Raw genomic sequence first — 20,627 nt, 5'->3', positions numbered from 1 at the left:
TAATAACGCTGCCCGGGTAGCTTTTGTTTCGGTTACAAATATGAAACGATTTTAAAACAACAAGCGAACAAATTATCCGGATTTAAAGGGTTGGATAATTTGCTCCCTTTTTTTGACAATTTATTCCCTCTTTGGATTATTTATCCGTATTTAAAACTTTATTTTTTTAATTTATTGTTTTTAAAATCAGTGTGTTGTGAAGTAAAAGGCTGCTGTTGGCTATTTTTTTGTATTTTTGTGAGATTAGAAAAAAATTTATGCATGTTTTTTAAAAAGTTGGACAATTTATTCCCTGTATTGGATAATATATTCCTTTGTTGGATTATTTTTCTGTTACCGTTTTGTTCATTTGGGCAAACAACGGCAGATTCTTATAAAAAGCTTTGGGAAGTGATTCAAAACGATACGGTTTCAAATGAAAAAAAGCTACAATATTTAGATGTATATTATCAAAAAGCGCGGAATGAAAATAATAAATTGGAACAATATCGTGCGTTAGAAAAAAAATCGTTTATAATTCCGTATGCTGATGCTGCTTTGTTGCTCCACCAAATGCACCCTTTGGTACAAAACAGTACCAACGACAGTATAAAAGGACGTTACTTAAACAGAAGTGCTGTGTTTTATTATAATAAGCGTGATTTTAAAAATGCATTGTACTACGCCATAGAATCGGAAGCGTTTAACGAAGAAATAAATAACCAGTATAACCTAAATGCTGTACGTATAGATATTGGCAATATTTATTACTATACCCGACATTATGCTAAAGCGGTTACCTATTTTACACAAGCAAAAGACTATTACCAATCTAAAAAAGACTACAACCACCAACGTGGTTATATAAGTAGTCTTTATAGCTTAAGTAGAACCTATTGGCAGTTAAAAGATATAGATAAACTTGCTGCTACTATTAAAGAAAGCCAGCGGGCAGTTGGATTGTTGAAACCTAAAGACCAACAATTAGAAACTGCTTATTTAGAATATGTAAAAGGCGGCTTGGCTTTTTTACAGAAAGATTATGCTACGGCACAAAACTTTTTTACCAAAGCACTACCAGCCATAGAGCAAAACGGTGATTTTACCAATAAGCATGTTATTTATCTGTATTTGGGTAAAATTTTGTGGGAACAAAACCAAAAAGCCGAAGCTATGGCGTATTTTACAAAAATAGATACGCTTTTTAAAGAAAAAAAGTTTTTAAATTATGAGTTACGTGAAGCGTACGATTATTTAATTGCCTATTACAATGAAACCAACCAACCGCAACTACAATTAAATGCTACTAATAGCCTTATGGCTTTGAACCGGCAGTTTGAAAAAGAACAGCAAAGCATTACAAGCATTTTACACCAAGATTTAGAAAGTAAAAAAATAACGTCGCAATGGCAAAAATTAGTAAGTAAATACAATTTGTGGATCAGTGTTTTAGGAGGTGTTTTAGTGCTTACAGCGGGTTACTTATTTTGGAAAAGAAGTAAAAAGAATAAAGACAAAATAAGTGAAAACAATAAAAGCCAAGTAATCCAAAGAACAGAAGTAAATACAATTGAAAATAAGGAAGTAGCTGATAAGGATGAGGTGGAAATTGAAAAATCATTAGAAACAGTTGATGCTATTGAAAACACCGAAACAACAAGTATTGAGGTTGCAGAAACAGAAAGCGTTGTTGAAAACGAAACAGAAATAACCGAAATAAAGCAACAGGCAAAAAACACGACTGTATTATCGGCAACAGACCAACGGTTATTAGACGGTTTAAATAGTTTTGAGCAGGAAAAAGGTTTTTTAGGTTCAGTAAATTTAGATGATCTAGCGAAACAATTAAATACTACCCGCAGTACGCTTTCCCCTTTTTTAAGCCAATATAAAAACGGGTTTAGTACTTATATTAATAGTTTACGCATACAACAAGCGGTTACAGATTTAAAAGCAGATAAAGAACTACGAAAAAAAACCATTAAAGAACTGGCGGTTATCTATGGCGATTTGCATCCCAAAACGTTTGCTAGTTTGTTTAAGGTGATTACAGGTGAAACTCCCACATTGTTTATTGAAAATTTAGATAAAGAAGAAGAGTAGTATTTTTTGCTGTCTGGAACTTTGTGCCAAGAACATTGATAAATTACAATATTGAATTAAATTTCGCTCTTATACTGCGTGTCATTTCGTGCTTGACACGGAATCGCATCATCATCTAATCTTGTGAGATGCTGACCCGAGCTTGCGAATAGAACGAAGTTAAACAAGTTCAGCATGACGCCGGATGTGGAGTAAGTTCACAGCTGCTCAAAGTCAGGAGACTTTGAGCAAATTATTTAATTATTGGAATTATTATAATTCCAAAATTCACTTTCTTTATGCTCCGAAGTTGTAAACTTCGGAGAGCGGGATACATAGCTATGTAGTTTCGCCGTTGGCGGAAACTATATAAAGCTTTAAATATATATTATTCTATTGTACTATGTGGTAAAAGTAAGAAAGTGTCATTTTGAGCGAAATGAAGTGAAGTCGAAAAATCTTATAGTATTAGAGATCTCTCCTTAGTAGAAATGACAACTAAACTCAATTTTCCTTAATTGCATTTACGAAAAACCAACTCAAAGTGACGGAAAAAAAAATCAGCTTTTAAAGCTGATTTTTAGTTTTTAGTACCTTGCCAAGTTCCATTATAATTTTGAATCTTATTATTCCACGTTCCCGATCCTGTTTTTTCGGTTAACGTTCCTGTCATGGTTCCTACTACATTGGTACCACTCATAAATTCGGCGTTAATGGTTCCGTTTTCAGCAACCTCACCTGTTAGCTTAAACGTGTTACTTCCCGATACAAGAGTACCTTCTGCGTTACCACTACTGTCAAAAGTTGCAGTCCATGTACCTTCACCATCACCTGAATAAGTTCCAACCCATGTTCCTTTAAATTTTTCTAATTTGTTTTCTGGGTGTACATGATTATCGTCGTTAGAATCACAAGAAATAGAACCAAATGCCAATGCACTAAAAATGCAGATCGTTAAAAAATGTTTTTTCATAATTGTATATTTTATATCAGTATAGACGTAAATATATACAAAAAGGTTGTAATGATTCTTTAATATTTATTTAGAAAGATCAAATAAAAGTAGAGAAGTGGTTTTTGATGTTGGAATTAAAGCATCAGAAGCAGGAAAATTAATTTTGTTTTTGATAAAATCGGGTTCATTTTTAATAAATGATTTAGACATGATAACGGCTCCAAAAACAATTAAAATAATACTACTTACTTTTTTAACTTTTAAAATGTTTTTGGGTGTAAGTTTGCTTTGTAATTGTTTGGCTAAAAGCATTTTAATTATGTCTGTTGCAAGATATGCGCCAATAACAAAAGCAAAGAAATTAATCATTCTGCTGTGATTCATTTCTAATTGCGGACCAATTGTTATTATAATTGCCAACCAAAAACCTAAAACACCAACATTGATAAAGTTTAATAAAAAGCCTTTTGCAAATAACGAAAAGTAGTTGTTTTTGTAGTTAGCGGTTTCAATATGAATTTCTGCTTTTTTAAGTTTTTGTAAACGAATAAACGAAATGGTTCCGTAGGTAATCATAATCATTCCACCAAAAAGAAAAAGTGCGGGATCGTCCTTAATGCTGCTAATTAACTGAAAACTACTAAAATAGGCTATTAGAATAAAACAAATATCTGCTATAATAACACCAGCATCAAAAGTTAAGGCAGCTTTAAACCCTTTGGTAATACTGGTTTCTATTAAAATAAAAAAAACCGGCCCAATCATGAAACTGAGAAAAAAACCAAGCGATATTCCTGTGAAAAATAAATCCATTTTGTATAAAAAAAATGCCAACTGTAATTGGCATTTTAATTGAATGTTACTACAAATTTACGATAAAATTATTTAATATCATTATTGGAACGTTTACACCAAATAGAATTTATCAGATTTTCGTCAGTTCGAGTTTGTCGAGAACTTATAGTTCACAAACTTCTCGATACGATTTCCCTTCATTTCATTACGAAAAATCTACTCGAAGTAACGGCTTATGTATTAATAAATCAAGTGTATTTTGGCACAGCCTATCTAATAATCAATTTATTTAATATATTCTATTGTGCCGCCCAAGGTTATTTTTTCTTTAACATCTTTGGGTTTTCCGTGAATTTTAATGCTTCCGCCAGCCAATACCTGTGCTTCCAGATAATCGGTTGCAGTTGCTTTAACAACACTGCCCGAATTTACCTTAATAATATTGCGCAAAGTAGTTAGTTCGTTGGCAGTTATTTGTCCGCCTGACGATGCCGAAAGCTTAACCGATTTAGAAGCCGATCCGTTTAAATACAGCTTTGCACCGGTGTTTGAATTGGCTGTCAACGTTTCTGTTTTCAGGTTTAGTTTTATGGTAGAGCCTAAATTGGCGTTTAATTCTATTTTGGTTTGATCTATAACGGTATCGCTAAAAATGTATGAACCACCTTGCGCGTCAATTTCTTTTAAGTTGTTGAAATGAACCTGAATAGTGACAGAATATTCACTTTCTGAAACCAGTTCTTTCAAGGTGTTTTTTAAAACCAACCGACCGTTTTTATTGATGATATTCACTGCATCAACCTGACTTTCCTTTACAACAATTTTATTTTCTGTTGATGGAATTAGTTCAATTTTAATGCGGTTACTTGCTTTCAACGAAGTGAAATCGCCAACATTTTTATCAATTTGGGCACTTGCCACCGTTTGTAATCCTATAAGTAAGGCTGCTGAAAAAAAATACTTTTTCATTATTCATTTACTTTTTTAATAAACGTAAAATCTAACTGTTTTTTAACCAAATCGGCATTTTTAACTTTCACAATAATTTCATCACCCAACTGTAACAAGTTTTTAGTAACCTCGCCAACTAAAGCGTATTGTTTTTCGTCAAAAGTATAATAATCGTCTTTAATTTCCCGAATGCGTACCATTCCTTCACATTTGTTTTCAACGATTTCCACGTAAATTCCCCATTCGGTTACGCCAGAAATTACACCTACAAACTCCTCGTCTTTATGATCCTGCATAAACTTAACCTGCATGTATTTTATGCTGTCGCGTTCTGCATTTGCAGCTAAATTTTCCATTTGCGATGTATGCACACATTTAGCTTCATAGACTTCTTCATCAACCGATTTTCCTCCATCTAAATAATATTGTAGTAAACGATGTGCCATAACATCGGGGTAACGACGAATTGGCGAGGTAAAATGCGAATAATAATCAAACGCCAAGCCGTAATGACCAATGTTTTCGGTAGAATACGCTGCTTTGCTCATACTGCGAATTGCCAGTGTATCAACCAGATTTTGTTCTTTTTTACCTTGAACATCACTTAACAATTTATTAAGCGATTTAGAAATATCACCTTTTGATTTAAAATTTAAACCATAACCAAATTTTGAAATAACCGTTTGCAGATTGAATAATTTATCTTGATCTGGTTCGTCATGCACGCGGTAAATAAAGGTTTTCTTTTGCTTGCCAATAAATTCTGAAACCTTGCGGTTTGCCAGCAACATAAACTCTTCAATTAAATGGTTGGCATCTTTAGATACTTTGAAATAAACACCTGTTGGCTCATCGTTCTCATCTAAATGGAATTTTACTTCTACTTTATCAAACGAAATTGCGCCATTAGCCATACGTTTTGCACGTAATGTTTTAGCTAACTCATCCATTGTTAAAACAGCATCAACAATAGGTTGGTCAATTAATTGCTTTTCATTTGTTAGCGATATTTCGGCAGGAATTTCATTTGCTTTCGTTTCAATGATAACCTGTGCTTCTTCGTAAGCCATTCGTTTATCTGAATAGGTTACGGTTCTTCCAAACCAAGAATTTACGATTTCGGCTTTTTTATTTAGTTCGAAAACTGCAGAAAATGTATATTTTTCTTCGTTTGGGCGTAACGAACACGCAAAGTTCGATAATACTTCAGGAAGCATCGGCACCACACGATCAACTAAATAAATAGATGTTGCGCGATTGTACGCTTCTTCGTCTAAAACGGTTCCTTCTTGTAAATAATGAGAAACATCGGCAATGTGGATACCAATTTCGTAATTTCCGTTTTCTAAAACCTGAAAAGATAAGGCATCATCAAAATCTTTTGCATCGCGCGGATCAATCGTAAACGTTAGTACATCACGCATATCGCGGCGTTTTGCAATCTCTTCTTCGGTGATCGATGTATCTAATTTCTGCGCAAACGCTTCAACTTCCACAGGAAAATCAGTCGGTAAACCATATTCTGCCAAAATTGCGTGCATTTCGGTATTGTGTTCGCCTGGTTTTCCTAAAACTTTAATTACTTGTCCGTACGGATTGTTCGCCTTTTCTGGCCAATCGGTCATTTTAACCAATACCACATCGCCGTTTTCGGCATCGCCAAATTTTTCCTTCGGAATAAATAAATCCACGTACATTTTAGGGTTTGCCGTAACAACAAAAGCAAATGTGCCGTTGATTTGAATTACACCGACAAATTCATCACGTTTGCGTTCTAATATCTCAATAACTTCAGCTTCGGGCTTTTTACCTTTGCGTTTGTTGTAAACGTAGGCTTTCACCTTATCGCCATGAAGCGCTTTGTTTAAATTGTTGGTTGGAATAAACGGATCTTCGTCAAATTCAGGACTAATAAAATAGGCCGCTTTGCGAGCAGTCATGTCAATTGTTCCTTCAAAATAGCTCGATTGTTCCAAAATACGAAACTTTCCACGATCTACTTCTTCAATTTTTTGGGTAGAAACCAGGTATTTTAATTCTTTAATAATCTCGTTTCTTCCTTTAGTATCGGTAACTTCCAAAACAGCTGCTATTTGCTTGTAGTTAAAAACTTTAGCGCTGTTTTGTGATAGTAATTTTAAAATTTGTCCGGAATAATCTTTGCCCGGTTTTTTATGGAATCTTCTTATTTTCTTTGTCATATATAAATTTGTTTAAGCAAATTGCTCAAATACTTATTAAAGGTATGAAAATATTAAAGTGTAAATGTAAATTTTGTCTTAAATATTGTTTATTAATCTTTGAATGATTTTTTAATAATTCAATAATTCAAAATAATTACCTTTGTGGAAACAATACAACGAAACGATATGAAAATTGCAATAGGAAATGATCACGCAGGTCCGGAATATAAAAAAGCCATTGTGCAAATGCTTCAGGACAAAGGAATTGAAGTGGTAAATTACGGAACCGATACTTTTGATTCTGTTGATTATCCTGATTTTGGTCACAAAGTCGCTCAAGATGTAGAAGACAATAAAGTTGATTTTGGAATTGTAATCTGCGGATCGGGTAACGGAATTGCCATGAGTGCAAACAAACATCAGGGTGTTCGTTGTGCTTTGTGTTGGACAAAAGAAATTGCCGTTTTGGCACGCCAGCATAATAACGCAAACGTAATTTCTATTCCTGCGCGCTTTACGGCTATTCCGCAAGTTTTAGAAATGATTGATGCTTTTTTAACTACCGAATTTGAAGGCGGACGTCACGCAACCCGTGTAAATAAAATTGCTTGTAGTTAAGAATATATTTTTAAGTTATATAAACCACAGATTCACAGATGATTTTATTTGTGCATTTGTGGTTTTTTTATATAAAAAACCTCTTCTTATAAACAGCAAAAAAGAATACAATCTGTAAAATTAAAATACCGTAAAACCACAATTTAAAAGACAGCTTTTTTGTTTTGTGTCGATACTTTTGCATACCCAAATAAGCACCCAAAGTTCCGCCAAAAGCAGCAATGGTTAATAGGTTTTTTTCAGAAATACGCTGTTTGCCCTTAATTGCACGCTGTTTATCTAAATGATACAGGCTAAAGGCAATGTAATTAACAATAATTAAGTATATAAATATAATTTTCCCCATTTTTACACACCTAACACAATTGCCGGATCAATATCTAATTTTACGCTTATTTCACGAGCTACATTTAAAGGCGGTTCACTTTTTCCGTTAAGATATTCACTAATACGAGATGTACTTACACCCAATAATTCAGACAGCCGTTTTTGATTTAAACCTTTTTCGTACATTCTTAATTTAATTACATCAACCAAAGCAGGTTGTGTTAAAGGCTCGTTTAGTTCTTCGTAATCAGCTATTAAATCCGAAAGTAAGTCTAATTCAATGAAATTAGGATCATCTGGTAAAGTTTCATTACCAACCGTTTTTAATAATTCTTCTATACGCAGGCAAACAGCCTTATATTCTTTATGTGTTTCAATTGTTCTCATAATTAAATGTTTAAACAGTTTGTTTTGTCATACGCAGCATGTGTTCCAATAAAACGTATGTATACTTTTTTCGATGCAAAAATTACAATAGCAGCCAATCGGTAATCATTTCCTTTAATATTAAAAACAAATCTATTGTTACCAATATAATCTGCAGTTGCAAAGGTTTGTTTTAATTCATTTAAATTATTCCAATCGCTTCTTTTGGTCTTAAAATACCAATCGCGTAAGGCAACATCGGCATCGGCGTGCTTCTCAATAAACATTTTGATTTTAGAAAATGTTACTATACGCATAGTTGTTTTAATTAAGATACAAAGATATTAATTTTGAATAACAATATAATATTTTGAAAAACAAAATTTTATTTATTAAAATAAATTCATGTAAAGCAGTATTTTTGCAGTTCAAAATTCATACAATGAACACTATTCAATATATAAAGGAAAAAGTTGCCGTTTCCGACAAATCCATCCAAAGCACTTTAGAATTATTAGCGCAAGACTGTACTATTCCGTTTATCGCAAGGTATAGAAAAGATGCTACGGGAAATTTAGATGAAGTTCAAATCGAACAAATTTCAAAACTTTCCAATCAGTTTGAAGCGCTTGTTAAAAGAAAGGAATCTGTTTTGGCATCGATTGATGAACAAGGATTATTGACCGATTTTTTGAAAGATAAAATTCAGAATTCTTTTGATTTGATCGAAATTGAAGATTTGTATCTTCCCTTTAAAAAGAAACGAAAAACCAAAGCCGATACTGCTCGCGAAGCTGGATTAGAACCTTTGGCAAAGATGATTATGTCGCAAAATGTTGACGATTTAGAATATACTGCCGAAAGATATTTAAACAGTAAAGTTTTTTCTAGCGAAGATGCTTTACAGGGAGCACGCGATATTATTGCCGAATGGATCAACGAAAATATTTTTGTTCGAAAAGCACTTCGACGCAAGTTTCAGCGCAGTGCAGAAATTTCGGCCAAAGTTGTAAAAACAAAGAAAGACGAAGATGCTGCCAAGAAATTTGAACAGTATTTTGATTGGAACGAACCATTATTTAAAGCACCTGCCCACCGATTGTTAGCAATGTTGCGTGCCAATAACGAAGGTTTTGTAAAGTTAAATATAAGTATTGATAAAACCGAAGCTATTACATTTATAGAAGAAACTGTAATTAAAAATAAAAAGCACGAAACAGCTGTCGAAATTTCTAAAGCAGTTGCCGATTCGTATAAACGTTTGTTAGAACCGGCGTTGTCTAACGAAGTATTGCAGGAATACAAACTAAAAGCCGATTTACAGTCAATCGGAGTTTTTTCAGAGAATTTATCGCAGTTGTTATTGTCTGCTCCATTGGGCGAAAAAAGAGTTATGGGAATCGATCCCGGATTTAAAACCGGCTGTAAAGTTGTTTGTATCGATGAAAACGGAAATCTGCTGTACAACGAAACTATTTTTCCGCACGCTCCACAAAAAGATATTGCCATGGCAACTAAAAAAATCCGCTCTATGGCAAATTCCTATAAAATTGATGCCATTGCCATTGGTAACGGAACAGCAAGTCGTGAAACGGAGTTTTTCATAAAAAAAGTCGCTTTTGATAAACCTTTGCAGGTTTTTGTGGTAAGTGAAGCAGGCGCATCGGTTTATTCGGCATCGAAAATTGCTCGAGAAGAATTTCCTACTTACGATGTTACTGTTCGCGGAGCTGTTTCAATTGGTAGAAGGTTACAAGACCCGTTGGCAGAGCTGGTTAAAATCGATCCAAAGTCAATTGGTGTTGGGCAGTATCAGCATGATGTGGATCAAACCTTATTGAAAGAAGAATTAGATCAAGTGGTAATTCGCAGTGTAAATAAAATTGGAATCAACTTAAACACGGCAAGTAAATCGTTGTTGAGCTATGTTTCTGGAATCGGTGAAAAACTGGCTGACAAAATTGTAGCATACCGAGCAGAAAACGGAGCTTTTACCAATAGAAAAGAATTGAAAAGCGTACCACGTTTGGGCGAAAAAGCGTATCAGCAGGCAGCAGCTTTTGTACGAATTGTAAACGGCGATTTTGTGTTAGATAATTCTGCAGTGCATCCTGAGGCTTATGTTTTAGTCGAAAAAATGGCAAAAGAGTTAAAAATCAGTACGAACGAATTGATCGGAAATAAATCAGCAATCGAAAAAATAGATCCTTCAAAATACATTTCAGAACAATTTGGAATACATTATATAACTGATTTGCTGAAAGAGTTGGAAAAACCGGGATTAGATCCGCGTAAAAAAGCAAAAGTATTGGAATTTGATGCTTCGTTAAAATCAATAAACGATGTTGAGGTAGGCAAAGTTTACAACGGCATCATTAACAACATTACTAATTTTGGTTGTTTTGTTGATATCGGTATTAAAGAAAGCGGCTTGGTGCATATATCGCAGTTAAAGGCAGGTTTTGTGGCCGATGTAAATGAAGTGGTTAAACTGCACGAACATGTTCAGGTAAAAGTGTTAGATGTGGATCAGCAAAAAAAACGTTTACAACTCACTATGATTTTAGATAATTAGTAATTACACACCAAAATAGTGGAATTAATACTCAATTCGGGTACGTTTTCTCTCGGTAAATTGAGTAATTGGTATTATAACTTTTTTGCTGATAAAAATGATTTATTGCTCAACGTGTTGATTTATGAGGGTTTGTGATAGATTTGCTGAAAATAAAATATGCATTCTGTTTTTTGGTCTTTCATTTGCTTTATACATTATGAAAAAGAAAATTACATTAAAAAAAAGAAATTGTTATGAAAAAGACCAATCATTTAAATTTAAAATGAACGGAATTAAAAAAAAGTAGTGTTTTTATTATGTTTTATAAGGGATACCCGCTTGATACTTTTCAAGCGGGTATTTAATTTAAATTGTTTGCAAGTTAAGTTCTACGTTCGTTATTTGAAGCTTGTCAAGAACTTATTAAATAAAAAAAAGATGCATTTAGCATCTTTTAAGTTTTATTCAGATTTAGAATCTGTATTGTCTTTATTCGGATTTGAAGTTGCTCCACTGTTATCTTTCGTAGCATCTTTAAATTCTTTAATACCAGAACCTAATCCTTTCATTAATTCAGGTATTTTTTTTCCACCAAATAACAATAGTAAAAGTACTACTATTACCAATATTTCGGGCATTCCTATTCTTCCCATTTTATTTAATTATTTTTTAGATTGATCTTTGTTGTCTTCTTCTTCTTCTTTTGTAGCATCTTTAAATTCTTTAATGCCAGATCCTAACCCACGCATTAATTCAGGTATTTTTTTACCCCCAAACATCAATAAAATCACCGCAACAATAACTAATATCTGCCACGGACTCACCATTCCTAAAAATACTGCTATAGAATTCATTATCTTTAATTATAAATAATATTAAGCAAAGATATAACATTTTAAACCGTTCTTATTTTTTTATTTTGTAATTTTTAACACTAGAAAATGTTAATATTAAAATAATTAAACTTTTTAGTGCTTTGTTACTTTATTAAAATAAGATGTTCGATTTTTGTATTATTAAATTAAAAATATGTCTGTTAAGTCGTTTTTTGCAAAGATATTCGCCAATGTTGTGGTTATGCAGCAACAAAAATGGATGATCAATCCGGTTGTAACTCAAGAAAATTTGTTTCATTCATTAGTTCAGCAAGCAAAACAAACACAGTTTGGTAAAGATCATTTGTTTTTGGCAATAAAATCGCATACCGATTTTGTAAAATATGTTCCTGTGCGCGATTACGAAGCTTTAAAACCGTATGTAGATAAAGTAGTTGCCGGTGAAAAAGATGTTTTATGGAAAGGCAAACCACTGTATTTTGCTAAAACTTCGGGCACTACATCGGGTGCAAAATATATTCCTATTACAAAAGAATCAATGCCTTATCATGTTCAAGGCGCAAGAAATGCTATTTTATTTTACATTCAAGAAACAGGTAATGCCGATTTTGTTGATGGAAAAATGATTTTTTTACAAGGAAGTCCAGAAATGGATGTAAAAAACGGAGTGAAAGTCGGTAGGTTATCAGGTATCGCAGCACATTATGTTCCTAAATATCTGCAAAAAAACCGTTTGCCAAGTTGGGAAACTAATTGTATCGATGATTGGGAAACAAAAGTTGATGCCGTTGTACAGGAAACAAAAGATCAGAATATGTCGGTTATCTCGGGAATTCCTTCGTGGGTACAAATGTATTTTGATCGATTAATTCAGGTTTCCGGACAAAAAGTAGGCGATTTGTTTAAAAACTTCAATCTGTTTATTTACGGCGGAGTGAATTACGAACCTTATCGCAAAAAGTTTGAACAGTTAATTGGCAGAAAAGTAGATAGTATTGAATTGTATCCCGCATCCGAAGGTTTTTTCGCTTATCAGGATTCACAGAAAGCAAAAGGAATGTTACTGCTTTTAAATGCTGGTATTTTTTATGAGTTTATTAAAGCAGATGAATTTTTTACCGAAAACCCTAAACGATACACAATAGGAGAGGTAGCTTTAAACGTTAATTATGTAATGATTATTAGCACCAATGCAGGTTTATGGGCGTATAACATTGGCGATACTGTAATGTTTACAAGTTTAAAGCCATACAGAATTGTTGTAACAGGGCGTATTAAACATTACATTTCGGCTTTTGGTGAACACGTGATTGGTAAAGAAGTTGAAGAAGCAATGCAACAAGCTTTGAATGAAACCGATGCAATGGTTACAGAATTTACGGTTGCGCCACAAATTAATCCCGACAACGGATTGCCTTATCACGAATGGTTGGTAGAATTTGAAAAAGAACCGACCAATCTGGAAGATTTTGCTTTAAAGATCGATGCTGCATTAAGAAATCAAAATGTTTATTATGATGATTTAATTGTTGGCAGTATTTTACGTACTTTAGTAATTACCAAAGTTCCGGCTGGTGGTTTTAACGAATATATGAAATCGCAGGGGAAATTGGGCGGGCAAAATAAGTTACCGCGTTTAGCGAACGATCGTAAAATTGCCGATTTTATACATGAACTAAAATAGCCTATGAAAAAGTTGCTGTTTCTTTTATTAATAACTCCAATAGGTGTTTTTGCACAGATTAGCGGAACGGTGGTAAATAGTGAAAACAAACCATTGCCGCTCACAAATATTTGGGTTTTAGATGGAAGCGACGGCGCTACAACCGATTCGTTAGGTATGTTTTATATATCATCTGCTTTGGCTACAGATACCTTGGTTTTTAACGCATCGGGACATAAAATATTTAGAGAAGAAGCATCAAAAACCACAAATGTTATTTTAGAAGCTTACGAAATTCCGCAACCAGCGTTAATTAGGCTTCCCGAAAAGTATTTACATCATACCATTGGCGATGCGCATTTCGAGAATATGTATTTTGCGCCGGGAAATGTTCCATATATGTATGGTAAGTATTTTGAAAACAGTACAGAAATTAAAGACGTACAATATATTGATAGAGTAATTGTATACACCAAAAGCGCCGTTGCTGCAGCCACAATTAAAATTCGCTTTTTACGAATGAACGAATACGGTTGCCCAAGCGATGATTTGCTAATTGAACCAATTATAACTACCGTAAACCGAGGTAATAAAAAAAACGTTATCAAAGTTTTGCACCACAATGTGATACTACCTAAAAACGGAATTTTTGTTGCTGTGGAATGGCTACTAACCGAAAATAATCAGTTTCGTCCGGCAAATTTTGTAAAAGGAGATCAATTGTTTGAAGATTTCCGTTATCAGCCCGATGTTATGAACAATAAAGTAGAAAAAACATCATCGTTCAGATACATGCACGGCGAATGGTTTCCAAACGATCGGTTTCAGCCAAGAAACCCAAATGCGCCAAGAGAAATAGTAGATCCGGCAATAGGATTGATTTTATCAAATTAAATAATGACAGAAATAAAATACATAACAAGAACACGAGCACAAGAATCATCGGCAGCGGTAGAACGTTTGTACATTACCATGCGCCATTTGTTTAACCGCGGTTTTTACAAACCTATGGGGGTTTCGGGCGAAACCTTGCGCGAAGCTTTATTACTTTTACGCCCCGAAATTTACGGATCGATCGCCGATGAAAAAGTAGAATTAAGCGGTTTGCTTTATGTAATTGAACGTTTGCCTATTGGTATTGAAGAATGCAGATACATCAACCTAACATCAGACGAAGGTTATTCGCAATCGCATTTTGAAGCAATTGTGCCGCCAAAACGTCGCCGTAATTGTTACCGTATTGATTACGAACAAATGAATATTGAAATCACACGCGGACGATCAGATATTTACGATGTTTTAACGCATTTAACCTTTATGTTTGTGGAATCACATAAAATTAAAGACCGTATTTTAATTGACGATGACGACAATGTATCGCGTGATTGGCTAAAGTTGGAACATGCCGTTTTAACACAAGAACCTTTATCGTTAACAGAACGAGAAATTGCCATATCGCACACCACAATTATTTTAGGTCGAACTTTTGCAGAAATTAACGATATTTACGGCGCGTTTGCTACCGAAGAAAATCCAGATCGTTTTTTACACGTAATTTATTGGTTGGGAAAAATTGCTTTGGAAGAAGTTTTGGAAAACAACAAAAGAACCATTACTTTTAGTCCGATTTTGCGCGAACGTTTAGGTCATCATATTTACGGCGAAATTTGGGCAACCAAAATAAAAACCGAATTACAGCGCTTACAGTTATTAAACCGTCCGTTGCACATTATAAGCGCAAACATGCACAGTGTAATGAATTCTATTTTTGCTGCCGATGTTTTAAAATCGAAATTAAGAGGTAAGAGTAAAACCGAAATTTTTGAAGAGTTAAGCAAAACCGAAAACAGCGATTTACGTGCTTTAGTTGCAGAACGTGCAACGAATGAAGGAATGCTTTTTTTACCAGATACATCGGGAACAAATATAGACGTTCAAATTTTTGATACTGCTAAAATAAAGTTCGAAAACAGCGCGTTTAACAAATATACAGTTCCTGAAAAAACCCAAGATAAACCAGTACTTATTGTAATGGATTATGCTTTTGGTGAACAAGCTTATGAAACGATTGACGAATTGTTGAAACCTTTTCATAAAGATTTTTACTTAAACGTAGAATCGGTTTCAGTGATGGGTAAAGCAGGAATTTTAGTTGGCGATAAAGGCGATATTATGATACCTACGGCGCATATAAACGAAGGCACAGGTGATAATTATCCGTTTGAAAACGAATTAACTGTTGATATGTTTCAAGGAAACGATATTCCTGTTTTTGGCGGATCTATGATAACCGTTTTAGGAACATCTTTACAAAACAAAGATTTATTAAAGTTCTTTCACGATTCTACCTGGCGTGTAATTGGGTTAGAAATGGAAGGCGCACATTATCAAAAAGCCATACAATCGGCATCAAAAATACGAAAAAGCATTAACCCAAACATAAAAGTAAGGTATGCTTATTACGCATCAGATAATCCGTTAGAAACCGGAAGTACACTGGCTTCGGGCGGTTTAGGAGCATCGGGCGTAAAACCAACATACTTAATAACCATAAAAATACTAGAACAAATTTTTAACTGTTAATATGCAAGAAAAACCATTAAACCAAAATCTAGAAACCCCAAATGAAGTCGACGTTAAATTTATGAAGCAACGCGTACAGGGTACTTATAACAATTTTATTTTAGCTATTTATCGTTTGTTTCGTTTCATTGTACGCAAATGGTATGTTATTTTAGCACTTTTAGTGGTTGGAATTGCTTTGGGAATGTATGTTGATTCTACTAAAACAAGTAGGTTAAGGCATGAGTTAATTGTTGTTCCTAATTTTGGAAGTATAGATTACTTAAACCAAAAAATTAAAGATTACGATCGTTTAGCGCTTAATAAAGAATTAATTGCCATGAATGCAGGCAATGAAGTTTATAAAGTTAAAATAGAACCTATTTACGATGCGTATAATTATATATTAACAGATCCTATGCATTTTAATGCATTTAAGGTTTTAAGCGAGCGCGGGATTGATATTGAAAAATATTCTAAAAGTAAACTAGCATCTAAGAATTATAAATTTCATCTTTTAACTGTTTATACAGACGGTTTAGGTAAAACAGATTTAAGTATTGATAAAATATTAGAAGAGTTAAACAGCGACACTTATTTTAATCAACGTAAAGAAATAGAAAAGAAAAATACGTTAGCAAAACGTGCCGAAATAGAAAAATCTATTGAACATATTAATGGTTTGTTTCAACGTTTGGGAAGTGAAAATAAGGTGAACGATATTACCATGAACGCTTATCCTGAATTAGCCGATCTTTTAACAGCTAAAGAAGGTTTGTTAAAACAACTAAACGCGGTAGATGTTCAGTTAATTGAGCAGGATAAAGTGGTATATCTTGCAACAAAATTTACAAATATTCCGGTAAGTCCATTGTTGCCGTATTCATATACGATACCATTTCTTTTTATAGTTGGTTTTATTACCATTGCTTATTTACGATCTAAAATAAAAAGTTTAAAAAACTAGACTTTTTTGGGTAATCAATCATCAATAAAGAACATTTTAATACATGGTGCCGGACAATTTGTGAATTTGCTGGCGCCTTTTTTAGTTGCGTTTTATGTAATTCCCATTTGCGGAGTTGATAAATGGGGAATTATTGCTTTAGTAACAACCGTTTATATTTTATTGGGATTGATTGTTGAGTTTGGCGCAAATTTAATTGGTGTAAAAGAATTAAGTATCAATAGATTACAAACAGCATATTTGAAAAGCTATATTGGTTTAAATTACAATTACCGACTTATTTGCTGTGTTGTTTTAACGGTTTTGCTTATTGCAGTATTTTTTGTTTTAAAGGTAGATAAATCATATTATTGGGGATTAACTTGGATTGTAGCTGCATATTATAACCCAATTTGGGTATATCAAGCACAAGAATCTTTTAAAAAAATTAATAATATAATCTTTTGGTCTAAGCTGCTTTATGTTTTAGGAATTTACTTCTTAATTAATAAACCAGAAGATTATATTTATGTAGTAGGTATTTTAGGATTAGCAAATAGTTTAATTTACGCTTGGTTTTATTACAAAATACCTAAAAATAATAAATTATCATCTAAAAAAGCCATTGTTTTTATTCAACAAAATAAATCAATAGTAGCATCTAATTTTGCTATAAGTCTTTACACACAAGCGCCTGTTTTTATTATTAATTCTATTTTAGGAAATACCTATGCAGGTATTTATAAAATTATAGATTTATTTTTAGTAGCATTTAGAAGTTATTTAGGTGTTTTCTTTAATGTAACCTATCCAACGTATTGCAACTTGCTTGTTACACGTTTTAATGAAGCTAAAAAGTATTTATTAAAAATGACAGCTTTTAATTTGTTATTTTTGTTGATATCATGCGTAATTGTGATACTAATTATGCCTTATTTAATCGATTGTTTTAATGTTACTACCCATGTAAAAGAAGGGCTAAAATTAGCAAGTTTGTTGCTTTTTTTGCCAATAATTATTGCATTAAATATCCCTTTTTATCAAACATTATTATTTAAAAGTAAACATAAAAACATTTTAATAATTTCAGTTACAGCTTTATTTATTACCTTATTTTTAGGATTTATATTAACTAAAATTTATGGTTTATACGGAATTATTCTAACTTTATACTTAACAGAAATTTTTGTTACACTTTGTATGTATATCATTGGAAAAAGAGAATTAAATACATGAAAAACTACACGTACATTATTCTTTTAAACCATAACGGAAGCCAAGATACTTGTGCTTGTATTCTTTCGTTGCAAAAAATGAATAACACAGATTTTAAAATTATTGTGGTAGATAATTCTATTGGTAATAAAGAGTTTAATGTTCTTTGCGATTTTGTAAAAAATCAGCACATACCATTTATAAGTTTAAATCAGCACGAGGATAAAAAAGTCAATAACGAGCAAATCATCTTAATAAAAGCCAAAGAAAATAAAGGTTTTGCACACGGTAATAATATTGCATTACAATTTGCGTTAAAACAAAATAACGCAAATTATTTCTGGATTTTAAACAACGATACCATTGTTGATTCAGAAGCGTTGAACGAATTAAAAGCATATTACAATACGCACCCCAAAACCATTTTAGGAAGCAAATTATTGTATTATAATAACAACGAAACGATACAAGCTGTTGGTGGTACTTTTAATAAAGTCTTTTATATTTGTGAACATGTTGGCGAAGGAAAAAATAGAGATGTTTTAAAGAAGGATCTTCCAATGATAGATTATCCAATTGGCGCTTCAATGTTTGTATCGAAACATTTTATTGAAGAAGTTGGATTTCTTAGTGAAGACTTTTTCTTATATTATGAAGAATTAGATTGGGTTTGTAGAGCAAATTTAAAAGGCTATAAAGCTGATTGGTGCGAAAAAAGCATCGTTTACCATAAAGAAGGTGCAACTATAGGTTCATCTTACAAAAAAAAGAAAAGTATTTTTTCTGAAATTCAACTGTTTATCAGCAGAAAAAAATTCATAAAAAAGTATTATACTTTGGGTTTTAAATTTTATTTTTCAAGCTTATTATTAATAGCGAATAGATTACGTAAAGGACAGTTTGCTTTGGCAAATAAATTAGTAAAAATTACATTTAATGACGTTAAATAAACAGGTAATAATATATTTAATAGTAATTTTCGCCGCTATTTATCAAGATTTTCCTTTGCATAATTTGGTAGGCGAAATTGGCAAATCTCCTGTTATACTTCTAACGCCGTTTATGCTTGTTTATATACTATCAAACAAAACAATAAAGTTTAGTAATTATAGTATAGACTTTTTAAAATACCTGCTGTACACCATTTTAATTTCGGCAGTTTTTTTGGTAATATCTTATGTGCATTACGAAACTCTTGTGGTGCTTGATGAAAACATTATTATTAAAACACTTAAAATGAGTGTTTATCCCATTGTTATTTTTATATTGTATCAGTTTTTTTACTCTTATTTAAGTAACAATTTTAATAAGTTAAAAAATCTATTTTCGGCTGTATCTTTAACACAGTTGTTTATTACTGCTTTTTTAACTGTAGAAATATATTTTCTAAAAACAGCCGATGTTTTCTTACCTTTTTTACATACTTTATCTAAAAAATATTGGCGCGTACGGTTGCTAACACCAGAAGAAAGCTGGACAGGTACCATATTAATAACGTTTATTTTTCTCCCTATTTTTTTAGTTCATTATTTAAAAATTAAAGGTTTTTGGAAATGGATTGTTTATTTACAAAGTATTTATTTATTCTTGGCTTACTCTTTTGTAAGTGAATCTAAAGGTTTTTTATTGTTGGTTTTATTATCAATTTTACCTTTAACACTATCATATCTTAAAAAAAATAAATATTTAAGAAACGCTTTTGTTGTAGCTATTGTATTGCTTCTTGTTGTTGGTGGTTATTTAGGTTTTGTTTTGCGCGAAATTATTATAGAACAAATAACAACGAGCGGAAGTTTTGGAACACGTTTTTCATCAGTATTAGCGTCTTTAACTGTTTTCGTTTTATGTCCCTTAGGCGTTGGTTGGAGTGGCTTTGTAACATATTATCCACAGGTTTTAGAATACATTTTAGAATCAAGTTTGGTAGATCAATTTAATTTGCAGGAAATACGCGGTTATTTGTCAACAACCAAAGCGCTATCTACAAAAAGTGCTTTTTTAGACGAGTTAATGTTTGGCGGAATTTTCTTCATTATCTTTTTTTATCGTTTTTACATAAAAAGATATCTAACATTAAGCAAAATAACAGATTTAGATTTTTATTTTTTACGAATTCCGTTAGCGTTTGCAGTTATGGCAGGAATTGTTTATATTACCTATCATGTAAAATATGATGTGTGGATTTTCTTGGCAATAGCCGATGTTTTTGAAAAGAAATATAATTTAAAGAAGAATGAAGATAGCAGTTGTTAGCGGATTTATTCCTTCGCCTCCTATTTTTGGCGGAGCTATCGATGTTTGGGAACGTATAAAGGGGTTAACTTCATTAGGGCATGAAGTTGATTTGGTGGTTACTGAAAAAGTAAATCCTACGCAGAAACAAATTGATGAAATTGCATTGCATACACGTCATTTTTTCTTTACTCGCCGTAAAAATCAGTTGCAACAGCTTTTTAGTAACTTGCCTTTGCAGTTTTTAAGCCGGAAAGGATTGGCTTCGATCAATATTAATCAAACCTACGATTTGGTTATTTTAGAAAGCGAATTTTGTTGGGCAATCACCCTTAACAAATCAATCAGTTATAAAAATAT

General features: G+C 32.6%; 20 protein-coding genes. 11 read left to right on the top strand and 9 right to left on the bottom strand.

The annotated features are described in order from the left end of the window. Nucleotides 1–261: 261 nt before the first annotated feature. The gene (locus tag EG242_RS06785) at nucleotides 262–2,082 is read left to right on the top strand and encodes a helix-turn-helix domain-containing protein (protein ID WP_124899149.1); all 1,821 of its coding nucleotides are present in this window, start codon (nucleotides 262–264) and stop codon (nucleotides 2,080–2,082) included. A 559-nt stretch (nucleotides 2,083–2,641) separates the two neighbouring features. Here the strand turns inward: EG242_RS06785 and EG242_RS06780 are convergent. From EG242_RS06780 to rnr, 4 genes are all read right to left on the bottom strand, one after another. Next, complete coding sequence (locus EG242_RS06780; RefSeq protein WP_124899148.1) at nucleotides 2,642–3,034, bottom strand: hypothetical protein; 393 nt, start codon at nucleotides 3,032–3,034, stop codon at nucleotides 2,642–2,644. A gap of 66 nt (nucleotides 3,035–3,100) precedes the next feature. Then, on the bottom strand, nucleotides 3,101–3,829 hold the full coding sequence (locus tag EG242_RS06775; protein WP_124899147.1) for a LysE family translocator: 729 nt from the start codon (nucleotides 3,827–3,829) through the stop codon (nucleotides 3,101–3,103). A gap of 267 nt (nucleotides 3,830–4,096) precedes the next feature. Beyond that, nucleotides 4,097–4,780, bottom strand: coding sequence for a GIN domain-containing protein (locus EG242_RS06770; RefSeq protein WP_124899146.1), 684 nt, complete (start codon nucleotides 4,778–4,780; stop codon nucleotides 4,097–4,099). Then, entirely contained in the window at nucleotides 4,780–6,963 is a 2,184-nt protein-coding gene (gene rnr, locus EG242_RS06765) for a ribonuclease R (RefSeq protein WP_124899145.1), read from the bottom strand. The genes EG242_RS06770 and rnr overlap by 1 nt, the downstream gene beginning before the upstream one ends. A 168-nt stretch (nucleotides 6,964–7,131) precedes the next feature. On the opposite strand from rnr, the gene rpiB reads away from it, so the two are divergent. Beyond that, entirely contained in the window at nucleotides 7,132–7,563 is a 432-nt protein-coding gene (gene rpiB, locus EG242_RS06760; RefSeq protein WP_124899144.1) for a ribose 5-phosphate isomerase B, read from the top strand. A 67-nt stretch (nucleotides 7,564–7,630) separates the two neighbouring features. Here rpiB and EG242_RS06755 read toward each other — a convergent pair whose 3' ends face one another. Genes EG242_RS06755 through EG242_RS06745 form a run of 3 tightly spaced genes read right to left on the bottom strand, consistent with a single transcriptional unit; the run spans nucleotide 7,631 to nucleotide 8,573 of the window. Continuing rightward, nucleotides 7,631–7,909 (bottom strand): DUF1294 domain-containing protein, encoded by a 279-nt coding sequence (locus tag EG242_RS06755; protein ID WP_124899143.1) that lies wholly within the window; start codon nucleotides 7,907–7,909, stop codon nucleotides 7,631–7,633. A gap of 2 nt (nucleotides 7,910–7,911) precedes the next feature. Beyond that, nucleotides 7,912–8,277, bottom strand: a complete 366-nt coding sequence (locus EG242_RS06750) for a helix-turn-helix domain-containing protein (protein WP_124899142.1) — start codon at nucleotides 8,275–8,277, stop codon at nucleotides 7,912–7,914. Between the two features lie 2 nt (nucleotides 8,278–8,279). Further along, on the bottom strand, nucleotides 8,280–8,573 hold the full coding sequence (locus EG242_RS06745; RefSeq protein WP_124899141.1) for a type II toxin-antitoxin system HigB family toxin: 294 nt from the start codon (nucleotides 8,571–8,573) through the stop codon (nucleotides 8,280–8,282). A gap of 125 nt (nucleotides 8,574–8,698) precedes the next feature. Here EG242_RS06745 and EG242_RS06740 point away from each other — a divergent pair, with 125 nt between their 5' ends. Next, complete coding sequence (locus tag EG242_RS06740) at nucleotides 8,699–10,831, top strand: Tex family protein (RefSeq protein WP_124899140.1); 2,133 nt, start codon at nucleotides 8,699–8,701, stop codon at nucleotides 10,829–10,831. A 443-nt stretch (nucleotides 10,832–11,274) separates the two neighbouring features. On the opposite strand, the gene EG242_RS06735 is transcribed toward EG242_RS06740, so the two are convergent. After that, complete coding sequence (locus EG242_RS06735) at nucleotides 11,275–11,466, bottom strand: twin-arginine translocase TatA/TatE family subunit (RefSeq protein ID WP_124899139.1); 192 nt, start codon at nucleotides 11,464–11,466, stop codon at nucleotides 11,275–11,277. Nucleotides 11,467–11,475: 9 nt separating this feature from the next. After that, complete coding sequence (locus EG242_RS06730; protein ID WP_124899138.1) at nucleotides 11,476–11,667, bottom strand: twin-arginine translocase TatA/TatE family subunit; 192 nt, start codon at nucleotides 11,665–11,667, stop codon at nucleotides 11,476–11,478. Between the two features lie 175 nt (nucleotides 11,668–11,842). Between EG242_RS06730 and EG242_RS06725 the strand changes: the two genes are divergently transcribed. The 8 genes from EG242_RS06725 to EG242_RS06690 all read left to right on the top strand — a co-directional run. Beyond that, a complete protein-coding gene (locus tag EG242_RS06725) occupies nucleotides 11,843–13,333 on the top strand; it encodes a GH3 family domain-containing protein (RefSeq protein ID WP_124899137.1) in 1,491 nt (496 codons plus the stop codon). Nucleotides 13,334–13,336: 3 nt separating this feature from the next. Beyond that, entirely contained in the window at nucleotides 13,337–14,206 is an 870-nt protein-coding gene (locus tag EG242_RS06720; RefSeq protein ID WP_124899136.1) for a peptidase associated/transthyretin-like domain-containing protein, read from the top strand. A 3-nt stretch (nucleotides 14,207–14,209) separates the two neighbouring features. Continuing rightward, nucleotides 14,210–15,895, top strand: a complete 1,686-nt coding sequence (locus EG242_RS06715; protein ID WP_124899135.1) for a DUF6909 family protein — start codon at nucleotides 14,210–14,212, stop codon at nucleotides 15,893–15,895. Between the two features lies 1 nt (nucleotide 15,896). Then, a complete protein-coding gene (locus EG242_RS06710) occupies nucleotides 15,897–16,841 on the top strand; it encodes a hypothetical protein (protein ID WP_124899134.1) in 945 nt (314 codons plus the stop codon). A 6-nt stretch (nucleotides 16,842–16,847) separates the two neighbouring features. After that, nucleotides 16,848–18,056: an oligosaccharide flippase family protein gene (locus tag EG242_RS06705; protein WP_124899133.1), complete on the top strand. Its 1,209-nt coding sequence runs from the start codon at nucleotides 16,848–16,850 to the stop codon at nucleotides 18,054–18,056. Then, on the top strand, nucleotides 18,053–18,985 hold the full coding sequence (locus EG242_RS06700) for a glycosyltransferase family 2 protein (protein WP_124899132.1): 933 nt from the start codon (nucleotides 18,053–18,055) through the stop codon (nucleotides 18,983–18,985). The genes EG242_RS06705 and EG242_RS06700 overlap by 4 nt, the downstream gene beginning before the upstream one ends. Continuing rightward, nucleotides 18,972–20,288 carry a hypothetical protein gene (locus EG242_RS06695; protein ID WP_124899131.1) on the top strand — a complete coding sequence of 439 codons (1,317 nt, stop codon included), beginning with the start codon at nucleotides 18,972–18,974 and terminating at the stop codon, nucleotides 20,286–20,288. The genes EG242_RS06700 and EG242_RS06695 overlap by 14 nt, the downstream gene beginning before the upstream one ends. Next, nucleotides 20,269–20,627: glycosyltransferase family 4 protein (locus tag EG242_RS06690; protein ID WP_148090573.1), on the top strand; the 359-nt coding region annotated here is incomplete at its 3' end. The genes EG242_RS06695 and EG242_RS06690, both read left to right, overlap by 20 nt.

The organism is Paenimyroides viscosum (assembly GCF_003858535.1).
GTDB lineage: Bacteria > Bacteroidota > Bacteroidia > Flavobacteriales > Flavobacteriaceae > Flavobacterium > Flavobacterium viscosum.
This window is presented reverse-complemented; position numbering and strand designations above follow the sequence as displayed.